Here is a 25,576-nt window from a genome sequence, read left to right on the forward strand (position 1 = left end):
GGATCACCGCCAGTAGGCCCGCGCGGCGATATTCTGTTTCGGCAGCTTGGTGCGCAGCGTCTTCACGATCGCCCGCGTGGTCGCCGCATCGCATGCGGCCCAGCCGAATCCGTCGGGCGCACAGGTCACGGTCTCCGCGGCCTGGCGCAGCAGCTGCCCGTAGTTGACCCGCTCGACCCAGGTCACCTCGGTCTCGGGCCCGGAGCGCACCGGCAGCGTCCGATCGGATTCGTACTGCCACTCCAGCCATATCCGGGCGGGCGTCTCGCCGATGGCGTCCAGCAGCGAGTTGATCGCGGGCAGCGACGCGGTGTCGCCGAAGATGACGAACTCCGACGGAACCGGTTCGGGGACGGCGAATTTCGACCCCATCACCGTCGCGTCGATGACGTCGCCCGCGGCGGCCCGCTCGGCCCACAGCGAGGCCGGGCCGCCGTGCAGGGCGAATTCGATATCGAAGACGTCGCGGGCGGGATCGGGATCCACCAGCGTGTAGCCGCGCTGCTGGAGGCTGCCGTTGCCGTCGGGGAACCACATCCGGATCCACTGCGTCGGATGCACCGGATGGTCGGTCAGCAGGCCGCCGCCGCTGAACCCGAGCCGCAGGTACTTGTCGCTGATGCGGTCCGTCGAGGTGACGGTCAGCCGGTAGTCGTCGGCGCGCAGCGCCTTGAGGACGAACCCGTTGAAGCCTTTGCCCATGTGGTTAGGTTAGCCAAACCACATCCCTACGTCACGGCCAGTGTCGTGAGTTACTATGCACAAAGGTTAGGCAAGCCTAGCCTTTTTAGCTGATGAAGGCTGTGGCCGGTGAGGAGTCTGATGCTGGGCGAGGCGGACGTTCGCGACATCGTGGCGGCGGAACTCGGGGTGCACCCCGAGTCGATCGGCTACGACGACGATCTGGTGAGCCTGGGCATGCATTCGATGATGCTGATGCAGCTGGCCGCCCGCTGGCGCAAGCAGGGTCACGAGGTGCGCAGCTCCGCGCTGGCCCTGCAGCCGACGGTAGCAGCGTGGACGGAGCTGCTCGCCGGGGCTCGCGCCACCGAGCCCGCGCGGCCCGCGCAGGCCGCACCCGCCGAGGCGGCCGAGACCGACGAGTTCGCGCTCGCCACGATGCAGCACGCCTACTGGGTCGGCCGGCGGCAGGACCAGCGTCTGGGTGGCGTCGCGGCGCACCTGTACGTGGAGTTCGACGGCGCGGGCGTGCAGGCGGATCGGATGCGCCGCGCGGTCGAGCGGGTGGTGCGAAGACACGAGCAGCTGCGCGTGCAGTTCACCGACGGCGGCACCCAGCGCGTGCTGCCCGAACCGCTGCGGCCGGTGTTCCACCTCGTGGACCTCACCGCCGAATTCGACGGTGGCCGGATGGAACTCGAGCGGCTGCGCCAGGAGAAGAGCCATCAGCGGATGGACATCGAGTCGGGCCAGGTCATCGACATCACGCTCACGCTGCTGCCCGACGGCCGCCACCGCGTGCACGTCGATGTCGACATGCTCGCCGGTGATGCGTTGAGCTACCGCAGAATTCTCGACGATCTGGCCACCGCCTACGACACCGACGCCGACCCGGCGGCGGCCATCGGGTACACCTTCCGCGAGTATCTGTCGGACAAGCGGCGCACCGCCCCCGACAACTCGGCGGCGAAAGCGTGGTGGGACAACCGGGTTCACCACCTGCCCGAAACCCCCGCGCTCCCGGTGCTGCCCGAGAGCGAGCGGGCCGATCCGGCGCGCAGCGTCCGCCTGCACCACTGGTTCCCGCCCGAGGCGAAGGCGCAGCTGCACAAGGTCGCGCACGCTCACGGCGTCACCACGGCGGTGGCGCTGGCCACCGTGCTGTCCGAGGTGATCGCGCGCTGGTCGGCCGAGCAGCGGTTCCTGCTCAACGTGCCGCTGTTCGACCGCGAGCCGCTGCACGACGATATCGACCGGGTCGTGGGTGACTTCACCAACTCGGTGCTGGTGGATGTCGATGCGCGCGAACCGGAATCGATGGTGGCGCGGGCCAGGCGGCTGCAACACGAATTGCACAGCTGCGCGGCGCATTCCACCTACGAGGGGCTGGACGTGCTGCGCGACCTCGGCCGGTTGCGCGGCGCCCCGGTGACCCCGTCGGTCGTGTTCACCTCCGGGCTCGATCTGGGCGAGCTGTTCTCCGATCGCGTCACCCGGATCTTCGGGGAGCCGGTGTGGATCCTGTCGCAGGGCCCGCAGGTGGACCTGGACGCCCAGGTGGTCGAGCTGGACGGCGGACTGCTGGTCAACTGGGACGTTCGCCGCGATGCCATGCCCGCCGGGGTCGTCGAGTCGATGTTCGCCGAGTTCCGCAGGCTGCTGCTGGCGCTGGTCGAACCCGGCGCCGACTGGCAGGCGCCGCTGTCGATCGCGCTGCCGGAAACACAGCGCGCGGTGCGGGATTCGGTCAATGCGACGCGCCGGGACCTGGGCGAGCGGACGCTGCACGACGCGTTCTTCGCACGCGCGCAACAGGATCCGGAGCGGGTGGCGCTGCGCTGGCGCGACGGCGGTTCGCAGAGCTACCGCGAGCTGTCCGAGCAGGCGCTGGCGGTGGGCCGGGCGCTGGCCGACGCCGGAGTGCGGCCCGGCGACACGGTCGCCGTCGTTGTTCCCAAGGGACACCGGCAGATTCCGGCCGTGCTGGGCGTCCTCGCCGCGGGCGCGACCTACGTCCCGATCGGCACCGGTCAGCCGCGGGCCCGCCGGGATCGGATCCTGGCGCGCTCGGGTGCCCGGGTGGCCGTCGTCGACGACCACCTCGAACTGCCGCCGGATGTCGCCGCGGTCCGGCTGGACGAGGCGGTGCGGGGGCCGCGCCTGGAGCGTGCGCACGGCGGCGACCCGGACGCCCAGGCGTACGTGCTGTTCACCTCCGGTTCCACCGGGGAGCCGAAGGGCGTGGAGGTCGGCCATCGCGCCGCCGCCAACACCGTCGACGCGCTCGCCACGCACTTCGCGCTGGGCGCGGACGACCGTCTGATCGGGCTGTCCTCGCTGGAGTTCGACCTGTCGGTGTTCGACATCTTCTGCCCGCTGTCGCTCGGTGGCGCGCTGGTGTGCGTGGACGAGCAGACCGAGCGCGACGCCGCGGCATGGGCCGCGCTCATCGCCGAAACCGGTGTCACCGTGCTCAATTGCGCGCCCGGCCTGATCGGCATGCTGCTCGATACCGCCACGGCCCGGCAGCTGCGGTCGATGCGGGTCGTGATCACCGGCGGTGACCGGGTGAATACCGAACTGGGGCAACGGTTCCGGGCGCAGGTCCCGCGGCTGCGGTTCGCCGGGCTGGGCGGGACCACCGAGACCGCCATCCATTCCACGGTGTGCGAGGTCACCGACGACTTCCCGTCCGAGTGGTCCGCCGTGCCCTACGGCACGCCGCTGGCGAATGTGCACCTGCGGGTGGTCAACGAGCGCGGCGAGGACTGCCCGGACTGGGTGATCGGCGAATTGTGGATCGGCGGAACGAGTGTCGCCGACGGCTACCGCGGCGATGCGGAGCGCACCGCGCAGCGCTTCGTCGAGGTCGAGGGTGTGCGGTGGTACCGGACCGGCGATCTCGCGCGATACCTGCCCGACGGCACGGTGGACTTCCTCGGCCGCGCCGACCACCAGGTCAAGATCCGCGGCTACCGCGTCGAACTCGGCGAGGTCGAATCGGCGCTGACCGCGCTGCCGCAGGTCCGCGAGGCCGTCGCACTGGTGACCGAGGGCGGCAGGCTGGTAGCGGCGGTGACCGGCCCCGACGCCGTGGAACCGCTGACCGAGGCGCTGCGAGAGCTGTTGCCCGCGCACATGATTCCCGAGGCGATCGAGGTGCTCGACGAGCTTCCGCTGACCGCCAACGGCAAGCTGGACCGCGCGGCGATCCGGCGGCGGACGGCCGCAGACGCGCTGGCGGCCCGCCATGTCCACGTGCCGCCCGCGAACGAGGTGGAGGCGGCCGTGGAGTACATCGCCGCGCAGGTCCTCGGGGTCGACTCGGTCGGCGTCGAGACCGACTTCTTCGATATCGGCGGCAATTCGATCCTGGCCACCACGCTGACCGCCAAGGTTCGCGGGCTGCTGCAGGTCGAGCAGTTCGGCGTCACCGAGGTGTTCGGCGGGCGGACCGTTCGCGCCATGTGCACGAGTCTGCTCGCCGCCGAGCCCACACCGGCACGGCTGCAACAGGTGTCGCGAATCCTGCTGGAGCTCGCCGGGGTGGGCGTCCCCGCCGGGGACCCACAGCCCGTGTCAGCCCACTGATTTCGCCGCCTCCCGGATTGGTTCTATTCGATGCGTTCGTTGGAAGACCTGCAGCAGGCCATGCAGGAACGGCTGGCCCAGGAGGGCCTGGCCACCGCGCCCACGGTGCCCGTGCGCCGCGACCCCGCCCGTGCCCCGCTGTCGTTCGGGCAGCGCTATGTCTGGGCGCACCAACAGCTTTCGCCCGACAGCACCGCCTACAACCTGTGCCTGCTGCTCACCTTCCGCGGGCAGGTCGACGTGGCGGCGCTGCGGACGGCATTCGAGGCCCTGGTCCGGCGGCACGAGGTGCTGCGCACCACTTACCACTGCGACGACGACGGCGAGCCGTATCAGCGCATCCACGACGATCTGACGGCCCGGCTCGCCGAGCTGGATCTGACCGGCGCGGCCGATGCCGCGGCCCGGGTGCACGAGCTGGCGCATGCCGCGGCGCGGGAGCCGTTCGATCTCACCCGGGAATCCTCGCTGCGGGTGACCTTCGTGCGGGTGCACGCGACCGAGGTGGTCGCGGTGCTGGTCATCCAGCACATCGCCTGGGACGGCATGACGCTGCCCGCGCTCGCGCAGGACGTGCAGCGGTTCTACGGGCAGGCCCGCACCGGCCCGGTGGAGTTCGAACCGCTGCGGTTGCAGGTCGCCGACTTCGCGGAGTGGGAGCAGGAGCGCTTCCGCACCGACGACCGCGCCGCGGATATCGCGTTCTGGCAGAGCAGGTTCGACGGTGATCCGCCCGAGCTGTCGCTGCCCTACGACCGGCGCCCGCTCGGCCCGGCCCTGCACGGCGCGCGCTCGGATCGCCCGCTCGGCGACCGCGCCGACGCCGCGCTGCGCCGGCTCAGCGCCGCGCTGAGCACGACACCGTTCTCGGTGTTCCTCGCCGCCTACTATCTGGCGCTGCGGCAGCTGACCGGACAGCACGACATGGTCGTCGGCACCACCGTGGCCAATCGCGAGGAGTCCGGCCAGGAACTGCTCATCGGCAATTTCAGCAATGTGCTGCCGCTGCGGCTCGCGGCCGGGTCCGTCGGCACCTTCGCCGAACTGGTCGCCCACGTGGGCGAGGTGACCACGGAAGCGTTCCGGCACAAGACATTTCCGCAGGAGGCGATCGCCCGCGCGGTGCACCGGGCCACCGGCCACGCGGGATCGCAGCTGTTCGACACCATGGTGCTGTTCCTGCATCAGCGGATCGACGGACCGCAGCTGCCCGACGCCGCCACCAGCTGGGAGCTCATCGATCACGGCGCCGCGCTGCTGCCGATCGTGTGCGAGACGTTCATGCACGCCGACCGCACCGACGTGCAGCTCACCTACCGCACCGACCTGTTCGATCCGGCCACGGTCGACCGTCTGCACGAGTACATCGACCGGATGCTCGCCGCGGCAACGGAATCCGTGCCAGTGGAGCGGCTGCTGACCCTCTCGGCGGCCGATGCCGAGCGATTGCACACCTGGTCGCACGGCCCGGCGGTGCCGATCGCGCCGGAGACGACCGACGCGATGATTCGCGCGGCCGCCGCCAGCCATCCGGAGCGGATCGCCGTCGTCTTCGACGATATCGAGCTCACCTACGCCGAATTCGACGCACAGGTCAACCGGCTGGCGCGGCTGCTGCTCGAGCACGGTGTGCGCCCCGGCGACCATGTCGGCGTGCTGGCCGAGCGCAGCGAGTGGCTGCCGATCACGTTCGCGGCCGTGCTGCGGGTCGCGGCGGTGTATGTGCCGATCGATCCGGGCTACCCGGCCGACCGGATCGAATATCTGCTCGCGGACTCCGAACCCGCCGTCCTGGTGCGGTCGGTCTCGAGCGTGCCGGTGCCGGATGTGGTGACTGACATGCCCGTGATCGACCTCGGGGACGCGGCGACCGGGGCGCGGCTCGCCGGGCTCGCGGGGTCGCCGCTGGGCGCGGACGAACTCGCGCGCTCCCCTCAGCCGCTCGACGCCGCCTACCTGCTGTACACCTCCGGCACCACCGGCCGTCCCAAGGGCGTCGTCATCGATCACCTCGGCATCGCCTCGCACGCCCAATGGTTCCGCGGCCGTCCGGGTTTCGACGCCGAGCGGGTGCTGCAGAAGGCACCGATCGGGTTCGACGTCTCGGTCGGCGAACTGGTGGTCGCGCTGTGCAACGGCGGCACCTCGGTGCTGCCGCCGCCGCAGTGGTGGCAGGCGGATGTGGAGTCGCTGGTCGGCATCGTCGAACGGCACCGCGTCACGCAGATGTCGCTGGTGCCCAGTGCCTTACGCGCGTTCCTCGACGCCCGGCCGGATCCGCGGCGGCTCGAATCGCTGCGCTGGCTGTATCTCGGCGGTGAGTCGGTACCGCCCGCGCTGGTCGCCGAGACCCGCCGGGTGTTCGGCTGCACCGTCATGGGCCTCTACGGCCCGACCGAGGCGACGATGGACCTCACCTGCGAGGAATTCCTCGACATCGGCGACGACGCGGACGGCCCGGCGACGGCGTTGATCGGTGTGCCGGAATGGAATTCGTCGGTGTACGTGCTCGACGAGCGGCTGCGGCAGGTGGCCCCCGGCGTGGTCGGCGAGCTGTACCTGGGTGGCGTGCAGCTGGCGCGCGGCTATCACCGCCGCCCCGACCTGACCGCGGGCGCGTTCGTGGCCTGCCCGTTCGGCACCGATCCGGGCGAACGCATGTATCGCACCGGCGATATCGTGCGCTGGAATGCCCGAGGACGGCTGGAATATCTGGGGCGCTCCGACGACCAGGTGAAGATCCGCGGCCACCGCATCGAGCTGGGGGAGATCGGTACGGTGCTGCGCGCCATGCCGGGCATCGCCTCCGCCGCCGCCGTCGCGGTGCCGCACGCGGGCGGCCCGATCCTCGCCGCATACTATGTGCCCGAACCGGATTCGGACTTCGCCACCACCGCGGACGAGGCGGCCGAGACGCGGATCAAGGAGCATCTGGCGGTCCGGCTTCCGGAGTACATGGTGCCCGCGGCCCTGGTGCGACTGGATGCGCTACCGCTGACCGCGAACGGCAAGCTCGATCGCAAGGCGCTGCCGGACCCGGATCTGGGCGGCGGTACCGCCCGCGGCCGTGCCCTGCGAGAGGGCCCCGAGCAGGCCGTCGCCGCGGCCGTGCGGCAGGTGCTCGGGCTCGGTGACACCACCGAACTGGGCGCAGACGACGACTTCCTCGCGCTGGGCGGCGATTCCATCACCGCGATCCGGATGGTGTCGGCGCTGAAGAAACACTCCCTGATCATCACCACCAGCGCGCTGTTCGAGGCCCGCACGATCGCGCGGATCGCCGCGGCCACAGCACCTTTGAACGAGGTGGACGCCCCGGCCCTCGTCGACGGCGACGGCACCGGGTGGATTCCGCTCAATCCGATCGCGACGATGGTGACCGAGCAGGCCGTGGAATACCGCGGTTTCAGCCAGTCGACGGCGGTGGTGACACCCGAGGGGTGCACCCGGGAGCGGGTGTCGGCGGTCCTGCGGGCGCTGCTGGACCGGCACCCGCTGTTGCGCGCTCGCGTGGTGCCCGGGCCCGACGGCCGCCTCGCCTACTATGTACCGGCCTCGGGTGAGCCCGTCGCCTATCCCGGGGTCGATGAGGTGGTGCTGGACGCCGCCGAGTGGGACGCGGTCGCACCGGGCGAGCTGCAGCGCCGGATGCGGGGGGCCGCACGCGAACTCGACGCCTCGGCGGGCCGCATGGTCGGTGCCGTCTGGGTGCGTTCCTCGGACGGGGCCCGCGGCCGTCTCGTGCTGGTGATCGATCACATGGTGGTGGACGGGGTCTCCTGGCGGATCATCAACGACGATCTGCGGCAGCTGTGGGCGGCCGTGCGTGCGGCCGAACCCGGTGCGGCCCGGGTCCTCCCGGCCGACGGCACCTCGGTGCGGGCGTGGAACACCGCCGTCGCGGAGCTGGCCGACTCCGACCGTGTGCGAGAGTCGCTGCCGTACTGGCGATCCGCGGCGGCCGGGCCGGATCCGCTGCTCGGCGAGCGCGCCCTCGACCCGGCGATCGACACCGTCGCCACCGTGCGGGAGCTCACCGCCGAACTCGGCGCCGCGGACACCGCGGTGCTGATGACGACCGCCACCCGGGCGTTCGGCTGCGACTTCCTCGACATCCAGGTCGCGGCGCTGGCCGTGGCCGTGCACCGCTTCCGGCACCGCCGCGGCACCGACGCCGACACCGTCTCGCTGACGATGGAGCGGCACGGTCGCGTCGAAAACCTGTTCGCCGGAGCGGATCTCGCCAATACCGTGGGCTGGTTCACCACCGCCTATCCGGTCAGCCTGGACGTGGGCGCGGCGGATGTCGAATCCGCGGTCCGGGCGGTGAAGGAGCAACTGCTCGCGGTGCCGGACAGCGGCATCGGCTGGGGGCTGCTGCGCTGGCTGAACCCGCGGACGCGCGCGGAGCTGGCCGCGCATCGCGCGCCGCAGATCGCCCTCAACTACATGGGCCGCTTCGCGGTCGCGGGCGCGGCGGAGGTGGCCGGGGAATGGGACGCGGCACCGGAATTCGGCTATCTGGGCGGCTACGCCGACGACGCCATGCCCGCGCCCGCGCTCATCGACATCAACACGGTGGCGGTCACCGACGATGACGCGGCGGCCCTGCACGCCTCGTTCCGGTTCGCCAGCGGCGTACTGAGCGAGGCGGCCGTGCGCGAACTGGCCGAGTCGTGGATGGAGGCGCTGCGCGAACTGGCGAAGACGGTGCGCGAGAACCCGATTCGGCGCCTGACCCCGAGCGATGTGCTGGCCCGCGACGTCGGCCAGCTCGATCTGGATCGCTGGCGCGCGCTGTACGGCGAGTACGCCGACGTGTACCCGCTGTCCCCGATGCAGTCCGGCCTGTACTTCACCGCGCTCAGCACGGCGGGCCGGGACCTGTACCTGGTGCAGACGATGATCACCGTCCGCGGCCCGCTGGACGCGCCGCGGCTGGTCCGGTCGATCGACACGGTGCTGAACCGGTATCCCAATCTGCGCGTGTCGATTTCGGTATCGCACGCCGGTCGTCCCTATGCCATCGTCGCCGAGCATATGGAGATCCCGCACCGCGAGCTGGACTTCTCCGATCTGCCGGACGCGCGGGATCGCCTGCAGCAGTTCGTGACCGCCGATCTGGCCGACCAGTTCGACCTGTCCCGCGGACCGCTCATGCGCTCGGCGCTGATCCACCTGCCCGGCGACGAGCACGTGGTGATGCTGACCACCCACCACGTCCTCACCGACGGCTGGTCCGGTCAGGTGCTGCCGCGGGAGCTGTTCGCCGCCTACGCCACCGACGGCACGGCGCCCCCGTCGGGCGACCCGGACACATTCGCGAAGTTCCTGCTGCAGACCGCGGCTCGCGAGGCCGAGGCCGAGGCCGCGTGGGACGACTACCTGTCGCGGGTGCGGCCCTGTGTCGTTGCGCCGGGCCGGGAATCGGGCGACGGCGGTGTCCCCGCGGCGCGCGGCGCCGAGCTCGAGCCCGCGATGGTGGACACCCTCACCGCGCTGGCCGCCGAGCTCGGCACCACCTTCAACGTGGTCTGCCAGCTGGCCTGGGGGAGTGTGCTGTGCCAGCTGACCGGCACGGGCGCATCGGTGTTCGGCGAGGTGGTCTCGGGCCGCCCGGCCGATCTCGACGATGTGGACACCGCGGTCGGCTGCTTCGTGAACACGGTGCCGGTCGCGGTGGACCTGGACCCCGCGCGCAGCTGGCGCGAGGTGCTGGCCGAGATGCAGCAGCACCGGCTGGAACTCATGGAATACCACCAGTTTCCGCTCACCTCGGCGATCCGGGCGACGGGCGCGCGCAAGCTGTTCGACACCATGTACGTGCTGCAGTCCTACCCCTCGGGGCGGGACGAGATGGTCGAGCAACTGCGGTCGGCGGGGCTGGAGCTGGTGGAGGTCGCACCGGGCGGCGCCACCGACAATGCGTTGCTGCTCATGGTGTTCCCGGCGAATTCGCTGCTGCCCGGAGATCGCGTCCGGGTCATGGTCTTCTACGACGAGTCCGCATTCGAGCCCGACGATGCCCGCATCGTCGAAACCGCGTTCCTTACCACGCTGCAGTCGATCGCGGCGGACCCCGATCGCCGCATCGGCGAGGTGCGGGTCCTCGACGACGACGATCAGGCCGTCCTGGTCATGCGGCGCATGTGGCAGTGAGCAACAGAGGAGAGACAGATATGGCACATGTGCCCGGATGGATCCGCAAATTTCACAAGTCCCGCTCGGAATCGGCGGCGCCGCTGCTGATCTGCCCGCACGCCGGGGGCGGCGCCTCGGCGTACCGGTCGCTGTCGAAAGTATGCCGGGACGATTTCGACGTCCTGCTGTTCCAATATCCGGGGCGCCAGGACCGCGCCACCGAACCGGCGATGACGAGCATCGAGGCGATGGCGGGCGGGGCGTTCGACGAGTTCGCGCGCTCGCCGTACAACCGGGGTGAGCCGATCACGGTCTTCGGCCACAGCATGGGCGCGCTGGTGGCGTTCGAACTGGTCCGGCTGGCCGAGGCCGCCGACGTACCGGTGCGCCTGCTCGCGGTCTCCGCCGCGGTGCCGCCGTGGCGGGTGGCCGAGGTGCCGCCGCATCCCACCGACGACGAGGAACTGCTCGACCACCTCAGCGCGCTGCAGGGCACGGGCGAGGAGGTGATGGGCAACCGCGAGCTGATGCGGATGACGCTGCCGGTGCTCAAGGCCGACTACCGCGCCTTCGACGCCTACTCCTGCGCCGATGATGTGGTGTTACGCACGGAGATTCACGCGATGGGCGGCGAGGACGACGTCGTCTCGTTCGGCGATCTGTACGGCTGGCAGCGGCACACCGAGCGCGACCTGCAGGCCACGATGTTCGAGGGCGGGCACTTCTACCTGTACGACAACTTCCCGGGCATCGCGGAACTTCTGGTGCCGGAACCGATCTCGGCGAGCAGACATGAGTGAGGCGGGCGTGGTCGGCGCCGATCCCGTGGTCGTCGCCGGAATGGCGATCGAGGCGCCCGGCGGCATCGAGACCCTGTCGGCGTACTGGGACGCGCTGGCACAGGGCAGCGATCTGATCGGTCCGTTTCCGCGCGACCGCGGCTGGCCGATCGAGCAGCTGCTGACGCTGGACCGCAACGAGGGCTGGGGCAAGGTCAGCGACGCCGGTGGATTCGTCTCCGGGGCAGCGGAATTCGATCCCGCGTTCTTCGGGATCACCCCGCGCGAGGCGGTGGTCATGGATCCGCAGCAGCGGGTGGCGCTGCGGGTGGCCTGGCGCGCGCTGGAGAACGCCGGGATCAACCCTGCCACCATCGACGGCACCGAGGTCGGCTGCTACATGGGCGCGTCCGTCACCGAGTACGGCCCGCACGCGGCGGCGGTGACCGACTGCGTCGGCTATCGGGCGACGGGCAGTGCCATGGGCGCGGTCGCGGGCCGGATCTCGAACTGCCTCGATCTGACCGGACCGTCGGTCGTGGTGGACACCGCCTGTGCTTCGTCGCTGTCGGCGGTGCACCTGGCCGCGAACGCGATCCGCGGCGGCGAATGCGAGTGGGCGCTGGCCGGGGCCGCCTGCGTGATGGGTTCGCCCGGAGCGTTTTTCGAATTCTCCAAGAACAACGCGCTGGCGCCGGACGGGCAGTGCCGCCCCTACTCCGACGACGCGGCGGGCACGCTGTGGGGCGAGGGCGTCGGAGTGCTGGTGCTGGAGCGGGAATCTCGCGCCCGCGAGCACGGGCACCGCGTGTACGGCCGGATCCTCGGTTCGGCGGTCAACCACAACGGTCGCGGCGGGCCGATCGCGGTGCCGAGCACCCCGGCCCAGGAGCAGGTCATCCGTCGGGCGGTGCGAGCGGCGGGCATCGCCCCCGAACTCGTCGGCATGATCGAGGGCCACGGCACCGCGACCACCGTCGGCGATCCGATCGAATTGGCCGCGCTGCAGTCGATTTACGGTCACAGCAATGCCCTGCTCGGCTCGGTCAAATCGAATCTCGGTCACGCCCAGGCCGCCTCGGGCATCCTCGGCCTGATCAAGCTGCTGCTCAGCGGATTCCACGGGCAGATACCGCCGACCCGGTTCGCGGACCGGCCCGCGAGCACCGTCGACTGGGAGTCGTCCACCCTGCGGCTGGCCGCCGAACTGCGGGACTGGGCACCGCACGAGGGGGTGCGCTACGGCGCGGTGTCCTCGTTCGGGGTATCGGGAACCAACAGCCACGCGATCGTGGCCATGCCCGTTGCGGAAGAGGAGATCCATGTCTAGCTACCGGCTTCCGGACGGCACCGTCCCCGTCCTGCTGTCCTCCGACACCCCCGACGGCCTGCGCCGGGAGGCGGCGGCGATCCGCGAGTACGCGCTGGACCGGCCGCGGATCGCACCGGCGCGCATCGCGGCGATGCTGTTTCGCACCCGCTCGGCGCGGCGGCACCGGGCGCTGATCATGGCCTCCGGGCGGGACGATCTGCTCGCGGGCCTGGGCGCGGTCGCGGCGGGTGAATCGCATCCCGCCGTGGTCGCCTCGGCCGAACCCGCCCGGCCGCGCCGGGTGGCGTACGTGTTTCCGGGGCAGGGCAGCCAGCGGCCCGGGATGGGCCGGATGCTGTACGACCATTCGTCCGCGTACCGCGCGGCGGTCGAAGAGTGCGACGACATGTTCGGCGAGCTGTTCGGGCTGTCGCCGCTGAAATATCTTCTGGACGCGGACATGCCGCCGGACGACAGTGCGGAAACGGTGCAACCGGCGCTGTTCCTGCAGATGATCGGTGTGGCGGCGATGTGGCGGGCGGCCGGGGTGGAACCCGTGGCGACCGTCGGGCACAGTCAGGGCGAGATCGCCGCCGCCTATCTGTCCGGCGCGCAGACGCTGCACGACGCGGTCCTGGTGGTCACCAATCGCGCGCGGATCGTGGACGGCCTGCAGCTGGACGGATATTCGATGGCGGTGCTCGGGGTCGGCCGCGAGGAGTGCGAGGATCTGCTGGCCCGGCACGCGGGCTGGGCGGAGCTGTCGGTGGTCAACTCGCCGAGCCTGCTGGCGATCTCCGGGGAATCCGCGACGGTGCGCGATATCGTCGAATTGCTCAACGGCGAAGGCAAATTCGCCAGGGAGATCCGAGTCCAGTACCCGGCGCACACCTCGTTCCTGCAGAGCGTGCGCGAGCCGCTGGCGGGCACGGTGGACGACGCCATGGACAATCGCGAGTTCTTCGACACCGAGATCGACTGCATCGGAGCCACTTTCGGCGACCGCATCCAGTCGGACCTGTCGATCACCGACTACTGGTACCTCAACCTGCGCAACCGGGTGCGGTTCGACCGTGCGGTGGCGACGGCCATCGGACGCGGCGTCGACACCTTCCTCGAGATCTCCGAGCACCCCACGCTGATGCTGGCGATGCAGGAGAACCTCGCCGCCGCGGGCGGGAAGCAGCTGCGGGCGCTGGCGACCTCGCGGCGCACCGCCGAGGATCTCGCCGAGTTCACCCGCAACCTGGCGTCGGTAGCGGTCCACGATGCGGATTTCCACTGGGATGCGTTGCGCGAGAAGGTTTGCGAGCCCCCGGAGCTGCCGCTGCTCGACTTCCCCAACACGCAGATGGCGGCGAAGAAGCTGTGGGCGGCGTATCCCTACGAGACATCGGCGGGGGAGGCCGCCTCCGCTCCCGCGGTCGGCGTCCCCACCCGCCGGGTGGTCGAACGCTGGCAGCGGCTGTCGCGCCGCACGATGACGCCGCCGCGCACCTTCGCCGTCGTGGACCACACCGGGCGGTGCGGGGATCTGGTGGCCGCGCTGCCCGCCGCCGCCCGCCGCCTCGGCGCCACACCGGCCGAGAAGGATGCCGACACGGTCGTGATCCTGCTGCCGGAGTCGGGGGGCGCGACGGCGGCCGATGCGGTCGACGGCGTCGCCGCATTCCTAGGGGACCGCGGCTGGCTGCCGGATCTGGACGGTGTCCGCGAGGTGTGGCTGGTGACCGTCGGCGGCGAACGGGTGCTGCCCGCGGATGTCCCCGACGTCGCGCATGCCGCGGCCCAGTCCGGATTCCGGTGCCTGGCACCGGAACACCTCGGTGTCGCGTTCCGCCATCTCGATCTGGCCGCCGCGGAAACCGGTGCGGCCGCGGCGAAGTCGATCGTCGGGGCGATCCACACCGCCGGTGAGCCCGAACTCGCCGCGCGCGACGGCGGGTTGTATGTCAAGCGGCTGCACCTCGACGACGACGCCGCGTCCGGCCGCCCGCTGCGCGATGCGGAGCTGCGCGATGTGCTGATCATCGGCGGTACCGGCAAATTGGGCCTGGAGCTGTGCGGCCACCTGGCGCGCGCGGGCGCGGGACGGATCACGCTGCTGAGCCGGTCCGGCGGCGACGCCGCTGCCGCGGAGCGGATTTCGGCGCTGCGGGACTCCGGTGCGGAGATCGTCGTGCGGCGCTGCGACATCACCGACGAGGATGCGGTGCGGGCGCTGGCGGAGGAGTACCGCGGGGGCGGGGCGACGCTGGTCGTGCACGCCGCGGTCGATTACGCCGCGACCGGCGAAACACCCACGCCCGCATCGGTATACGCGGCCGCCGCGCCGAAGATCCTGGGCCTGGACCTCGTGCTGCGGCACCTGCCGCTGGCACCGGACGGCCGGGTGGTGCTGTGCTCCACCCTGGTCGCCACCCTGGGCGGCCGGGACAACATGGTCTATGCCGCGACGAACCGGATGCTCGACGCGCTGGCGGTGCGCTACCGCGAGCGCGGCATCGCCTGCTCGAGCGTGCAGTGGGGCCTGTGGCCCGAGGTCGGCGCCGGTCGGGAGCAGGCGCTGGCACGGACCGACGGCACGGGTGTGCACCCGGTCGACCCGGCCGCCGCCGTCGCGGCCGGACTGACCACGGCGGCCGCCGATTGCATTGTGGCGGCGGTGGATTGGGCCACGCTGCGCCGCCTGTTCGAGATGTTCGGGCAGTCGGTGCTGTTCGACGCGCTCCCGGCGGACGAACCGGCGGCGACGCCGGAACCCGAGCCGGTGCCGGTGGCGTCCGAGGCCCCGGTAGCCCCGCCCGATACGGCCGCGCCCGCGGTCCAGGACACCGGCGAGCGGGTGCGCCAGGTGCTGCGCGTGGTGATGGGCCTCGAGCCCGACGACGTCATCGACGGGTCCGTCCCGCTCGTCGCGCTCGGCCTGGATTCGCTGCAGGCGCTGGACCTGCGGCGGCGGGTCGAGACCGAACTACAGCGGGAACTGCCGGTCACGGCGATTCTGGGCGGCGGCTCACTGGACGAGGTGGTGGCGCTGCTCGGCTAGCCGCAGAGCGCGAACAGGCAAGTCAGGCCACCGGCGGTGGTGGTCGCAGACCCGGAGACGGAGAACAAGTGTCGGAACGCACGAGCGAGCCGGTCGGTGCGACCGGACGGGACCACGCCATCGTCGTCGAATCCGTGGAGAAGTCCTACGGTGACGTAAAAGCCTTGCGCGGCATCAGCTTCACCGCACCCACCGGCACGGTGCTCGGCGTGCTCGGGCCGAACGGCGCGGGCAAGACCACGACCGTCTCGGTGCTGTCCACGCTCGCCCGGCCGGACGCGGGCCGCGCGCTGGTGGCGGGCTACGACGTGGTTCGGCAGGCCGAGCAGGTGCGCGCGTCGATCATGCTGACCGGCCAGTACGCCGCGCTGGACGAGGTGCTGACCGGCCGGGAGAACCTGGTGCTGTTCGGGCGGCTGATGGGCCTGCGGCGCAAGGCGGCCGCGCGCCGCGCCGACGAACTGCTGGCGCAGTTCGACCTCACCGAGGCCGCGGACCGCAAGGTCGGCCAGTATTCCGGCGGCATGCGGCGGCGCGTCGACATCGCCTGCGGCCTGGTCCGCCCGCCGCAGGTGGTCTTCCTCGACGAACCGACCACCGGGCTGGACCCGGTCAGCCGGCAGAGCCTGTGGTCGCTGGTGCGGTCGCTGCGGGATGAGGGCGTCACCATCCTGCTCACCACGCAGTACCTCGAGGAGGCGGATGCGTTGAGCGACAACATCATCGTCGTCGACAAGGGCACGGTGATCGCCGAGGGCACCGCCGACCAGCTCAAGGCCCGGTCGGGCGCCAGCTACTGCGAGGTGGTCCCGGTCGACGCCGCGCAGGTACCGGCCGTCGCCGCGGCACTGGACGGGCTCGGCGAGATCACGATCGCAGAATCGCGGGACCGGGTATCGCTACCGGCGCCCGACGGCGCGGTGACGCTGTCGGAGGCCCTGCGGCGAATCAACGGCGCCGGAATCGAATTGATCGATATCGCGCTGCGGCGGCCGTCGCTGGACGAGGCGTTCATCGCACTGACCAGGCCCGCGACGGAGGCTTCGGCATGACTGTGGCGGATACCGGGCGTTCGGCGAACCACGTTCCGGTGCACCGGGTTCCGGCTCGGATGCAGTGGATCGCGCTGAGCGAGCGCGGTATTCGCACGGTGCTGCGCGAGGGCGATGCCCTCATGCTGTTCACCGCGCCGCTGGTGTTCTTCGTCTGCTTCTACGTGCCGCTGCGGCGGTCGATGGAGGCGGGCGGCGCGGACTACGCGCAGTACCTGTTGCCGCTGATCGCGGTGCACGCCATGTTCTTCACCTCCATGTTCGCCGGGGACCGCGCCGCGCGGGAGGTGGTCGGTGGGATGGCCACCCGGCTGCACTCGCTACCGATGCGGCCGTGGGTACCGGTGGCGTCGCGACTGTCGGCGAATCTGGTGCGCGCGACGGTGGCGCTGGCGGGCGCGCTGACGATCGGCGCGGTGTACGGGTTCCGGTTCGAGACCGTCGGCGGGGCGGTGCTGTTCGTCGTCGTGCTGTTGGCGTTCGCGATCGGGCTGGCGATCGGCACCGACGCGCTCGGTACCGTGACCCGCAACCCGGAGCTCGGCGGCACCGTCCTGTTCGTCCCGCAGCTGCTGCTGATCATGGTGTCCACGGGACTCGTCCCGGCGGAAGGGTTCCCCGGCTGGATCCAGCCGTTCGTGCGCAATCAGCCGGTCTCGCAGGTGGCGGGTGCGCTGCGCGACCTGGCCGCCGGGCGCTACACCGCCCATCTGGCGGTGTCCGCGCTGTGGATCGCGGGCCTGCTGGTGGCCGGGGTCGCGCTGGCGATCCGCGCCGAGGGGCGGCGTCGATGACCGTGAAAGGGGCTGTGGTGGTGGATGACTCGCGCACGAGGTCCGGCCTGATCGATCAGAGTCTCGTCGAGGCCGGTCGGCTGCTGCGCCGGTGGTCGCGGCAACCGGACGTGCTGGCGAGCACGCTGGTGCTGCCCGTGCTGCTGCTGATCATGTACGACCTGGTGCTCGACAGGTCGCTGGGTGCGCTCGGCGGCACCGATCCGATCCACGGCTTCGTCGCGATGGTCGCGGTGGCCGGTTCCATGTACGGCGCGGCCGGGACCGGGATGTCGCTGTTCCGGGAGCGCGAGAGCGGTCTGCTGCGCAAGTTCTGGGTGCTGCCGATCCACCGCTGGTCCGGACTGGCGGGCCGGCTGCTCGCCGAATGCGGCCGCGCGGCCGTCACGACCGTGGTGGTGGTCGCGGTCGGGATGCTGCTCGGCCTGCGCTTCCAGCAGGGATGGGCCGGGGCGCTCGGGGTGCTGGCCGTCCCGATCCTCGTGATCGCCGGATTCACCCCCCTGGTGATCATGGTCGGGGTCAGCAGCATCGGCGACAAGGTGGTGCAGCTGTTCGCGATCGTGGTGCTGGTCGGCATGTTCTTCAACTCGGGATTCGTTCCGGTGCAGAACTATCCGGGCTGGCTGCAGCCGATCGTGCGGGCTCAGCCGATGAGCTGCGCCATCGACGCCATGCGCAACTTCACCGTCGGAGGCCCGCTGCTGGTGCCGGTGCTGCAGACACTGGCGTGGGCCGTGGGGCTCGCCGCGGTGTTCGGCGCACTGGCCGTGCGCGGCTACCGCAGGGCCGCCGAGAGTTAGCTGTCCGGCGCCGGTCGCGGCCTGCCGAAGCGTATAATGAATCACTTTGTGGCCCTTGCGCTTACATTCGCCTTTACATCCGGCGAACGTTGCTGATATTGCTGTGTCGATGCCGTGTCCGGCGCTAGAGTGGTGATCAGCCGCTGACCGCCCGGCGCGATGACGCGCCTCGGGGCGCCGTGGATCGTGGTGACACCCCGCGCAGGGCTGATCACCACGGCACCGTCGCCGGACCCGGAGTTCTCCCGAACCCATCCGCAGCCGATCCACGCCACGGAAAGTGCGCCGGTCAGCGTCGCGACCGCCGCGCGCCCACAGGTAGCGGCGTCCGGGCAGATTTCATCGTCGAACACCCTCTCCGAACGAGGCCGTGCCGCCGTGTGCCGGCGCCGTTCCCGTCCGGCGATACCTGCCGCCGGGACGCCTCGCTGCCTTGTCGCCGCGGCACATTCGGCACTCGGCGCACGGGTGCCGACCGCTTGTGTGTTATCAGGAGAAAAGTCATGAACGCTCAGTTCTCGGCTCCGGAGCAGGGCTTACGGCCCGCGCAGTCCTCGGCCCGCATCGCCTCGTTCCAGGTGCCGCCCACCCGCGACACCCTCCACATCGCGATGGTGGTGCCGCCCTACTTCGACGTCCCGCCCAAGGCCTACGGCGGCGTCGAGGCCGTCGTCGCCGATCTGGTCGACGCACTGGTCGGGCGTGGTCACGAGGTCACGCTGCTGGGTGCCGGGGAGGCGGGCACCCGGGCCCGGTTCATCCCGGTGTGGGACCGCATCCAGGCCGAGCGGCTGGGCGACCCGTTCCCGGAGGTGTTGCACGCGTTGAAGATCCGCCGCGCCCTGGAGCGGCTGTGCGCGCACGAGGACATCGACCTGGTCCACGATCACACCTTCGCGGGCCCGCTCAACGCCCCCTCCTACCGGGGTCTGGGCCTGCCCACCGTCGTCACGGTGCACGGACCGGTCGACGGCGATCCGCACCACTACTACAGCGCGCTGGGGCGCGACGTGTCGCTGGTGGCGATCAGCGACCGCCAGCGCGAACTCGCGCCGGATCTGAATTGGGCGGGCCGGGTACACAATGCGCTGCGGATCGGCGATTGGCCTTTCCGAACCGAGAAGAGCGACTACGCTCTGTTTCTGGGCAGGTTCACCGCCGACAAGGCGCCGCACCTGGCGCTGGAGGCCGCGCACGCCGCCGGAATCCCGCTGGTGCTCGCCGGTAAGTGCAACGAACCCCCGGAGCAGGCGTATTTCGACAGGGCGGTGCGGCCGTTGCTGACCGAGAACGACCACGTGTTCGGCATGGCCGACGCCGCCGCCAAGCGAAAGTTGTTGTCCGAAGCCAGATGTCTGCTGTTCCCGGTGCAGTGGGAGGAGCCGTTCGGGATGGTGATGATCGAGGCGATGGTGTGCGGCACGCCGGTGGTGGCGTTGCGCGGCGGCGCGGTGGCGGAGGTGATCGTCGACGGCGTGACCGGCCGCATCTGCGACGATCCGGCCGAGCTGCCGGTGGCGGTGAAGGAAGTGCAGGACTACGACCCGGCGGCGTGCCGCGCGCACGTGGCCGCGCACTTCGGCGAGGACACCCTCGGCCGCGGCTACGAGCAGGTGTATCGCCGGGTGCTGCGGTCGCGGCGCGCGCCCCGGGTGAGTCGTGCCGGAAAGGACGCCGTATGACCGGTCCCACCCCGCTGAATTCCGGCGAGCCGTCGCTGCTCGGCGGCGCCATCACCCTGGTCGAGGGCAGCACGTTCTGCCTGTCGGACCGGGTCGGTGACGTCGAGCCGGGCACCGCGCAGGGCCTGTTCTATCGCGACGCGCGGGTGCTGTCGCGGTGGGAGCTGCGGGTCGACGGCCAGCGCCCGGAGCCGCTGTCGGTGCTGAGCCCGGAGGCGTTCACCGCGCGGTTCATCGCGCGGCGGGGGGGCCCCGCCGGGGGGGGGGGGGGTGGAGGGGAGGGGACCCCCCCGCCCGGGCGTGGGGGCCCCCCCCCCCGCCCGGGGGGGGCTCGGGCCGCGGGGCCGAAAAAGCGGGGTGGGTGGGGTGGCGGGCGGCATCTTTGTGGGGGGGGGCCTTCTGGGGCGGGTGTTTGCACCCCCCCCCGGGGGGCCCCGGGGGGGGGGGCGGCGGGGGGCTCCTCGCGACCGATCAGCCTGAGGCGTTCCTGTGGGGTAGAAGTCATTTCGACGATGATCCGGATAATTCGGGCGCCGGTCCACCCATTTTCGATCTTCGCGGCACGGGATGTGATCTTTCCCGCGCAACCGACCGACCGGTAACGCTCGCCGCCCCGGCGGCGACGTTCCCCGTGACACATGCCCGTCGGGGGGCTTGTCCGTCCATTTGTCAGAACCGGAATGGGGATAAGGACATGGCTCTTCGCGAGTTCCTTGCGCGCCATCGCATCATTTCCGCCGCCGCCGCGCCCGCGGTGCTGGGGGTGGCGGCGATCGTCGCGGCGTCTTTCGCACTGACGTCGACGCCGGAAACCAGGGATACGCAGCTCACCTCGTCGGTCACCGAATGCCACGACATGGTGACCATCTCGGTCGCCGGTCGCGGCGACACCCCGGTCGCGGGGACCACGAAACTGCTGGTCGACGCCAATGGCAACGAGTTGCCCGCCGCGCTGTCGGGCGACCACAGCAGCGAATGGGTCGACCCGGTGGTGAACGCACCGGCCGGTGCCGTGGAACCGGGCTCCTATGCCGCGGTCTACATCGCGTATCCGGCGAATATGGCGACCTATGAAGACGCGGCCACCACGGGTGTCGCGAATACCGAGCGGGTGATGCGGGAGATCACGCAGGCCTGCCCGGACACCAAATTCTCGATCGTCGGCTACAGCGAGGGCGCCGATGTCGTGCGCCGCGTCGCGATGAATGTCGGTCATCAGGAGCCCGGCGCCGACGGGAAATACGGAATCGTCGATCCGACGGATGTTGTCGGTGTCGTCATCCTCGCCGATGCGGGGCGCAGCGCGGGCGACGGCCCGTTTCCGGGGGCGAAGGATCCCTTCGCCCATCCCGACGGTTTCGATCAGCGCTATCAGAATGGCGTGAAACCGGTCGCGGGACAGGGGGCGCTGCCGGGTACGAGCGGGGATTTCGGCGCCTTGAACGGAAAGATCGCGTCGTTCTGCTCCGACGGCGATCTCACCTGCGCCGCACCGCAGAACATTTCGCTGCTGCAGCTGATGGTCAATGTCGGCCGTCAGCTGAACGTCGATGCGCTCGAGCGCGAGGGGCTCACCCCGGCGACCGGGCAGGATGTCGCGGTGGTGCTCGGCCGGATCGCGCTGGCGGCGTTCGCCGATATTCGGTCCCAGCCCAATTGGATGCAGAGCGACGAGACCTTCCTCAAGGTGCTGCTGCGGGTGTCGGACCCGGCCTACAAGCCGGGACAGGCGAAGGCACCGGCGAAGGCGGATTCGATCGCGGCGGGCGATATGTCGCCGCTGGCCTACCTGCCGCAGAAGGTGTTCAACGAGATCATCGGCCTGATCGTGACCAATCAGAACACCATCCCCGTGATCATGAGCGACCCGTACCAGCTCACGCTCGGGCCCAACCACACCGGTCATCACTTCGACTACTGGAAGGATGCCGATCCCCACGGCGGCAAGCCGCTGACCTCCGCCGAGTACGCGGCGGCCTGGCTCACCCACCTGGCGAAGCAGGCGCAGGCGGGCGAGCCGGTCGACACCACCGCCAGGCCGGAGGCCGCGGATCTCGCCGCCGCCTACAAGGCGGCGGAAACCTCGACATCGGCGAAATCCACTGCGACGACGAGCACTTCGGCCAAGCCCACGACCTCGTCGAGCACCGGCGCCGCGCCGACCGGCGGGACATCGGTGACCACCCCGCCGACAAGCTCGGCGCCGGGCACGACCACTACGCCGACGGTGACCACCCCGCCGGACCGCACGCCCGTGGCGGCCACCGCGACAACAACGCAATCGCCCACCACGACAACGGGATCCGCGACAACAACCACCACGGCCCCGAGCACCACGGCGAAGTAGAGACCACGCCGCGAAGTGGATTCCGGCCGAAAGCATGTCGGAAACATGTGGTGTAGGTGCCGGGCCGGGCGGCTCAGCGGGAGCGCACCACGCGGGTTTCGTCCCAGACCGGGGTGTCGCTCTCGTACACCACGCCATCGGCCCCGAATACCAGAAAACGGTCGAAGCCCCGGGCGAACCATCGGTCGTGGGTCACCGTGATGACGCAGCCCTCGAATTCGGCGATGCCCTGTTCCAGCGCCTCGGCGGAATGCAGGTCCAGGTTGTCGGTCGGCTCGTCCAGCAGCAGCATGGTGGCGCCGGACAGTTCGAGCAGCAGCACCTGCAGCCGGGCCTGCTGGCCGCCGGAGAGATCGTCGTAGCGCTGCTCGGCGGCGCGGGCGAGCCCGTACCGGTCGAGTACCCGGCTCGCATCCTCCCGGCCCATGCCGGCGCGGCGCTCGGTGCCCAGGTGCAGGATCTCGAGCAGCGTGCGGCCCGAAAGATCCGGCCGCGCATGGGTTTGCGCGAAGTATCCCGGGCGTACCCGGGCACCGAGCGCGGCGACGCCGGTGTGCGGCACCGGCGCGAGTCCGAGGCCGTCGCCGGGCAGATGCCCGATATCGGGATCGGTGCCGCCCGCCGCCAGCAGCCGCAGGAAATGCGATTTGCCGGAACCGTTGGCGCCCAGCACCGCGACGCGGTCGCCGTACCAGATCTCCGCGTCGAACGGCCGCATCAGGCCGGTGAGCTCGAGCCGCGTGCACACCAGCGCCCGCTTGCCGGTCCGTCCGCCGCGAATGCGCACGCGGACGTGCTGGCGCAACGGAATCTCCTGCGGCGGACCGGCGGCCTCGAATTTCGCCAGCCTGGTCTGCGCGGCGTGATAGCGCGCCGCCATTCCGTCGTTGAATTTCGCCTTCTCCCGCAGGCGCAGCACCAGCGCCCGCAGCTTGGCGTGGTCCTCGTCCCAGCGCCGGCGCAGTTCCGCCAGACGGGGAATTGCGGTCCTCGCGCGCCTGGTGATAGCTCGCGAAACCGCCGCCGTGGATCCAGGCGCTCGCGCCGTTGACGCCCGGTTCGAGGGTGACGATCCGGGTGGCCGCGTTCGCGATCAGTTCCCGGTCGTGGCTGACGAACAGCACCGACTTGGGCGAGTCGGCGAGCGTGCGCTCGAGCCACTGCTTACCCGGCACGTCCAGGTAGTTGTCCGGCTCGTCGAGCAGCAGCACCTCGTCCGGGCCCGCGAACAACGCCTCGAGGACCAGGCGCTTCTGCTCGCCGCCGCTGAGCGCGCGCACCGACCGCCACTTGGCGCGATCGAACGGGATGCCGAGGGCGGCGGTGGTGACGCTGTCCCAGCCCGCTTCGATCTCGTACCCGCCGACGTCGGCCCAATCGTTCAGGGCATGCGCGTAGGCCAGCTGGGCGGGTTCGTCGTCGCGCTCGATCAGCGCGTTCTCGGTGGCCTCGAGCGCCTGCGCGGCGGTCCGGACGGCGGCGGGCGCGACCGACAGCAGCAGGTCGCGGACCGTCGAGTCGTCCGCGATGCTGCCGATGAACTGCCGCATCACGCCCAGCGAGCCCGACCGCGTCACCGCACCGCCGTCGGCGGCGAGATCACCGGCGACGATCTTCAGCAGCGTGGTCTTACCGGTGCCGTTCGGCCCGATCAGCGCGGCCTTCACGCCGTCACCGATCCGCAAGCTCACGCCGTCGAGCAACTGGCGCCCGTCGGGGAGGAAGTAGTCCAGGTCGGCGATGTCGATGTGAGCCACGGAGGCTCAGACAACCCGATCCGCCGGGGCCGTGGCAAGCGAGTTTCGGAAACCGACCGCCGCCCACGGTTTTTCGCGGGAGAATGGGGGCGGCCGAGATCCGGCCACGAGGGGATTATCGGCCGTTGCCCGGCCGATGGAAGTGGGGAAGATCATGAGAGCCAATCGAATCGCCGCCACCGCCCTGCTCGCGATCGGTGTCACCGGCGTTACGGCGGGCGTCGTGCAGGCCGAGCCCGCCGCCGAGGTGGGCATCCGCGGTGTCGAGCACGGCATCGGCTACGTCACCGCGGCGGCTCCGGGCGACAGCGGCGTGACCACCACCGTGGACGCCGGGAGCTTCGCGCTCACTCCCGACGGCCAGGCGGTGACGCTCACCGACGGCGTAGGCAACCAGGTCGTGACACTGCCGCTGACGGTGCAGGCCGCGGGCGGAACCGTCGGTCTCACACCGCGAATCGACGCCGCGGGCCGCAGCCTGACGCTGACGCCGCAGGCCGACCCCGCGCAGGTGGCACAGCATATCGACGAGGCGGAGACCCTCGCGCGCAAGCAGCACAACGCGGTCGTGGGTGCGCTCATCGGCGCCGGGATCGGCGCGGTGATCGGATTCTTCCTCGGCGGCGTCGGTGCCCTGGTCACGGTCCCGATCGGCGCCGGTATCGGTGCGCTGATCGGCTTCTCGACACCGTAGGTCGCTCCCGGTGCGCGGCGCCGCGATCCCGAGATCAGGCGCTGCGCACCGTTTCTCCGCGCAGCAGGTCGGCCGTGATCTCCGCCAGCCGATCCGCCGCACCCGGATCGAACGGCGCACCGTGCACGTCGACGGCGTCGTCCTGCATGAATGCCGACAGCCGCGCCGACGGCGGATTGTCGAGATGGCGCAGCAGGCGGGGGAGCGCGGCGGCCATCGGCTGCGCCCGCTCGCGCATCCCCGCAACGACTTTCGCGTCGGCGGCGTCGTAGTCGCCGGTGAAGCCGGAGGCCGTCAGCCCCGGATGCAGTAGTACGTAGGCGATCCGGCTGTCCGGATAGCGCCTGGTGAACGCGACTCCGAGCAGATCGCTGAGCTTCCCGCACTGATGCATGATGTCGTCGGGCCGGTACTCGCGGGCGAATTGCAGGTCGTCCCAGCGGATTCGGGACAGCTCGCCGCCGGGCCCGGACAGATCGAGCAGCACCGGTGCGTCGGCCCGCTCCAGCCGCTCGGCGAGGCCGTGCCCGAGCAGATACCGGCTCAGGTAGAACAGCGCGAAGTTGGCCTCGAAGCCCTCCATGGTGACGAATCGGCGGGATCTGTAGTAGCGCGCGGCGAGTACCAGGATGTCGACGACCGGGTAGGCCGCGGTGATCCGATCGATCACCCGCCGGTTCTCGGCGACCAGGCTGAGATCGGCCTGGATGAATTCCAGGCGCGAGTCGGCGCCGGACTCGCGGGCGGCGTCGAGCAGTGCCTGCCCCTTCCGCGGATTGCTGCCGAGGGCGACGACCCGATCGCCGCGGCGCAGACAGGTCAGCGCGAGCGCCTTCCCCATGCCGTCCGTACCGCCGGAAATGACCACGGTCTTCACAAGAATTCTCCTCACTC

At 70.8% G+C, this 25,576-nt stretch carries 14 protein-coding genes and 2 pseudogenes; 12 read left to right on the forward strand and 4 right to left on the reverse strand.

The window, feature by feature from the left end; genetic code table 11:
- Positions 1–3: 3 nt before the first annotated feature.
- Positions 4–702, reverse strand: a complete 699-nt coding sequence (locus tag QH290_RS15120; protein ID WP_280383446.1) for a siderophore-interacting protein — start codon at positions 700–702, stop codon at positions 4–6.
- Positions 703–822: 120 nt separating this feature from the next.
- On the opposite strand from QH290_RS15120, the gene QH290_RS15125 reads away from it, so the two are divergent.
- From QH290_RS15125 to QH290_RS15160, 8 genes are all read left to right on the forward strand, one after another.
- Positions 823–4,272 (forward strand): non-ribosomal peptide synthetase, encoded by a 3,450-nt coding sequence (locus tag QH290_RS15125; protein ID WP_280383506.1) that lies wholly within the window; start codon positions 823–825, stop codon positions 4,270–4,272.
- Positions 4,273–4,302: 30 nt separating this feature from the next.
- Positions 4,303–10,431 (forward strand): non-ribosomal peptide synthetase, encoded by a 6,129-nt coding sequence (locus QH290_RS15130; RefSeq protein ID WP_280383448.1) that lies wholly within the window; start codon positions 4,303–4,305, stop codon positions 10,429–10,431.
- Positions 10,432–10,451: 20 nt separating this feature from the next.
- On the forward strand, positions 10,452–11,213 hold the full coding sequence (locus QH290_RS15135; RefSeq protein ID WP_280266167.1) for a thioesterase II family protein: 762 nt from the start codon (positions 10,452–10,454) through the stop codon (positions 11,211–11,213).
- Complete coding sequence (locus QH290_RS15140; RefSeq protein WP_280266166.1) at positions 11,206–12,522, forward strand: beta-ketoacyl [acyl carrier protein] synthase domain-containing protein; 1,317 nt, start codon at positions 11,206–11,208, stop codon at positions 12,520–12,522. Before QH290_RS15135 ends, QH290_RS15140 begins: the two co-directional genes overlap by 8 nt.
- Positions 12,515–15,553: a nocobactin polyketide synthase NbtC gene (gene nbtC, locus QH290_RS15145; RefSeq protein WP_280383451.1), complete on the forward strand. Its 3,039-nt coding sequence runs from the start codon at positions 12,515–12,517 to the stop codon at positions 15,551–15,553. The genes QH290_RS15140 and nbtC overlap by 8 nt, the downstream gene beginning before the upstream one ends.
- 68 nt (positions 15,554–15,621) lie before the next feature.
- Positions 15,622–16,605 carry an ATP-binding cassette domain-containing protein gene (locus QH290_RS15150; protein ID WP_280266164.1) on the forward strand — a complete coding sequence of 328 codons (984 nt, stop codon included), beginning with the start codon at positions 15,622–15,624 and terminating at the stop codon, positions 16,603–16,605.
- The gene (locus QH290_RS15155; RefSeq protein ID WP_280383453.1) at positions 16,602–17,399 is read left to right on the forward strand and encodes an ABC transporter permease; all 798 of its coding nucleotides are present in this window, start codon (positions 16,602–16,604) and stop codon (positions 17,397–17,399) included. The genes QH290_RS15150 and QH290_RS15155 overlap by 4 nt, the downstream gene beginning before the upstream one ends.
- Complete coding sequence (locus QH290_RS15160; protein WP_280383455.1) at positions 17,396–18,202, forward strand: ABC transporter permease; 807 nt, start codon at positions 17,396–17,398, stop codon at positions 18,200–18,202. Before QH290_RS15155 ends, QH290_RS15160 begins: the two co-directional genes overlap by 4 nt.
- A 41-nt stretch (positions 18,203–18,243) precedes the next feature.
- Here the strand turns inward: QH290_RS15160 and QH290_RS15165 are convergent, their stop codons facing one another.
- Entirely contained in the window at positions 18,244–18,555 is a 312-nt protein-coding gene (locus tag QH290_RS15165) for a hypothetical protein (protein ID WP_280383457.1), read from the reverse strand.
- 258 nt (positions 18,556–18,813) lie between these two features.
- Here QH290_RS15165 and QH290_RS15170 point away from each other — a divergent pair, with 258 nt between their 5' ends.
- The 3 genes and pseudogenes from QH290_RS15170 (at position 18,814) to QH290_RS15180 (ending at position 22,231) form a co-directional block, all read left to right on the forward strand.
- Positions 18,814–19,884, forward strand: coding sequence for a glycosyltransferase family 4 protein (locus tag QH290_RS15170; RefSeq protein ID WP_280383507.1), 1,071 nt, complete (start codon positions 18,814–18,816; stop codon positions 19,882–19,884).
- Positions 19,881–20,144: pseudogene (locus QH290_RS15175) on the forward strand (glycogen debranching N-terminal domain-containing protein); the annotation flags it as partial. The gene QH290_RS15170 and the pseudogene QH290_RS15175, both read left to right, overlap by 4 nt.
- A 434-nt stretch (positions 20,145–20,578) precedes the next feature.
- Positions 20,579–22,231, forward strand: a complete 1,653-nt coding sequence (locus tag QH290_RS15180) for a cutinase family protein (protein ID WP_280383458.1) — start codon at positions 20,579–20,581, stop codon at positions 22,229–22,231.
- 73 nt (positions 22,232–22,304) lie between these two features.
- Here QH290_RS15180 and QH290_RS15185 read toward each other — a convergent pair.
- Positions 22,305–23,988: pseudogene (locus QH290_RS15185) on the reverse strand (ABC-F family ATP-binding cassette domain-containing protein).
- 154 nt (positions 23,989–24,142) lie between these two features.
- On the opposite strand from QH290_RS15185, the gene QH290_RS15190 reads away from it, so the two are divergent.
- Positions 24,143–24,682 (forward strand): DUF8020 domain-containing protein, encoded by a 540-nt coding sequence (locus tag QH290_RS15190; RefSeq protein WP_280269092.1) that lies wholly within the window; start codon positions 24,143–24,145, stop codon positions 24,680–24,682.
- Positions 24,683–24,716: 34 nt separating this feature from the next.
- Here QH290_RS15190 and QH290_RS15195 read toward each other — a convergent pair whose 3' ends face one another.
- Complete coding sequence (locus QH290_RS15195; RefSeq protein WP_280383460.1) at positions 24,717–25,559, reverse strand: SDR family NAD(P)-dependent oxidoreductase; 843 nt, start codon at positions 25,557–25,559, stop codon at positions 24,717–24,719.
- Between the last annotated feature and the right edge of the window lie 17 nt (positions 25,560–25,576).

Source organism: Nocardia wallacei, assembly GCF_029869545.1.
GTDB lineage: Bacteria > Actinomycetota > Actinomycetes > Mycobacteriales > Mycobacteriaceae > Nocardia > Nocardia wallacei_A.

Bases quoted from the DNA above. Each gene is read 5' to 3' on its own strand.
- QH290_RS15120 (WP_280383446.1), bottom strand. From the start codon at position 702: ATGGGCAAAGGCTTCAACGGGTTCGTCCTCAAGGCGCTGCGCGCCGAC.
- QH290_RS15125 (WP_280383506.1), top strand. From the start codon at position 823: ATGCTGGGCGAGGCGGACGTTCGCGACATCGTGGCGGCGGAACTCGGG.
- QH290_RS15130 (WP_280383448.1), top strand. From the start codon at position 4,303: ATGCGTTCGTTGGAAGACCTGCAGCAGGCCATGCAGGAACGGCTGGCC.
- QH290_RS15135 (WP_280266167.1), top strand. From the start codon at position 10,452: ATGGCACATGTGCCCGGATGGATCCGCAAATTTCACAAGTCCCGCTCG.
- QH290_RS15140 (WP_280266166.1), top strand. From the start codon at position 11,206: ATGAGTGAGGCGGGCGTGGTCGGCGCCGATCCCGTGGTCGTCGCCGGA.
- nbtC (WP_280383451.1), top strand. From the start codon at position 12,515: ATGTCTAGCTACCGGCTTCCGGACGGCACCGTCCCCGTCCTGCTGTCC.
- QH290_RS15155 (WP_280383453.1), top strand. From the start codon at position 16,602: ATGACTGTGGCGGATACCGGGCGTTCGGCGAACCACGTTCCGGTGCAC.
- QH290_RS15160 (WP_280383455.1), top strand. From the start codon at position 17,396: ATGACCGTGAAAGGGGCTGTGGTGGTGGATGACTCGCGCACGAGGTCC.
- QH290_RS15170 (WP_280383507.1), top strand. From the start codon at position 18,814: ATGGTGGTGCCGCCCTACTTCGACGTCCCGCCCAAGGCCTACGGCGGC.
- QH290_RS15180 (WP_280383458.1), top strand. From the start codon at position 20,579: ATGGCTCTTCGCGAGTTCCTTGCGCGCCATCGCATCATTTCCGCCGCC.
- QH290_RS15190 (WP_280269092.1), top strand. From the start codon at position 24,143: ATGAGAGCCAATCGAATCGCCGCCACCGCCCTGCTCGCGATCGGTGTC.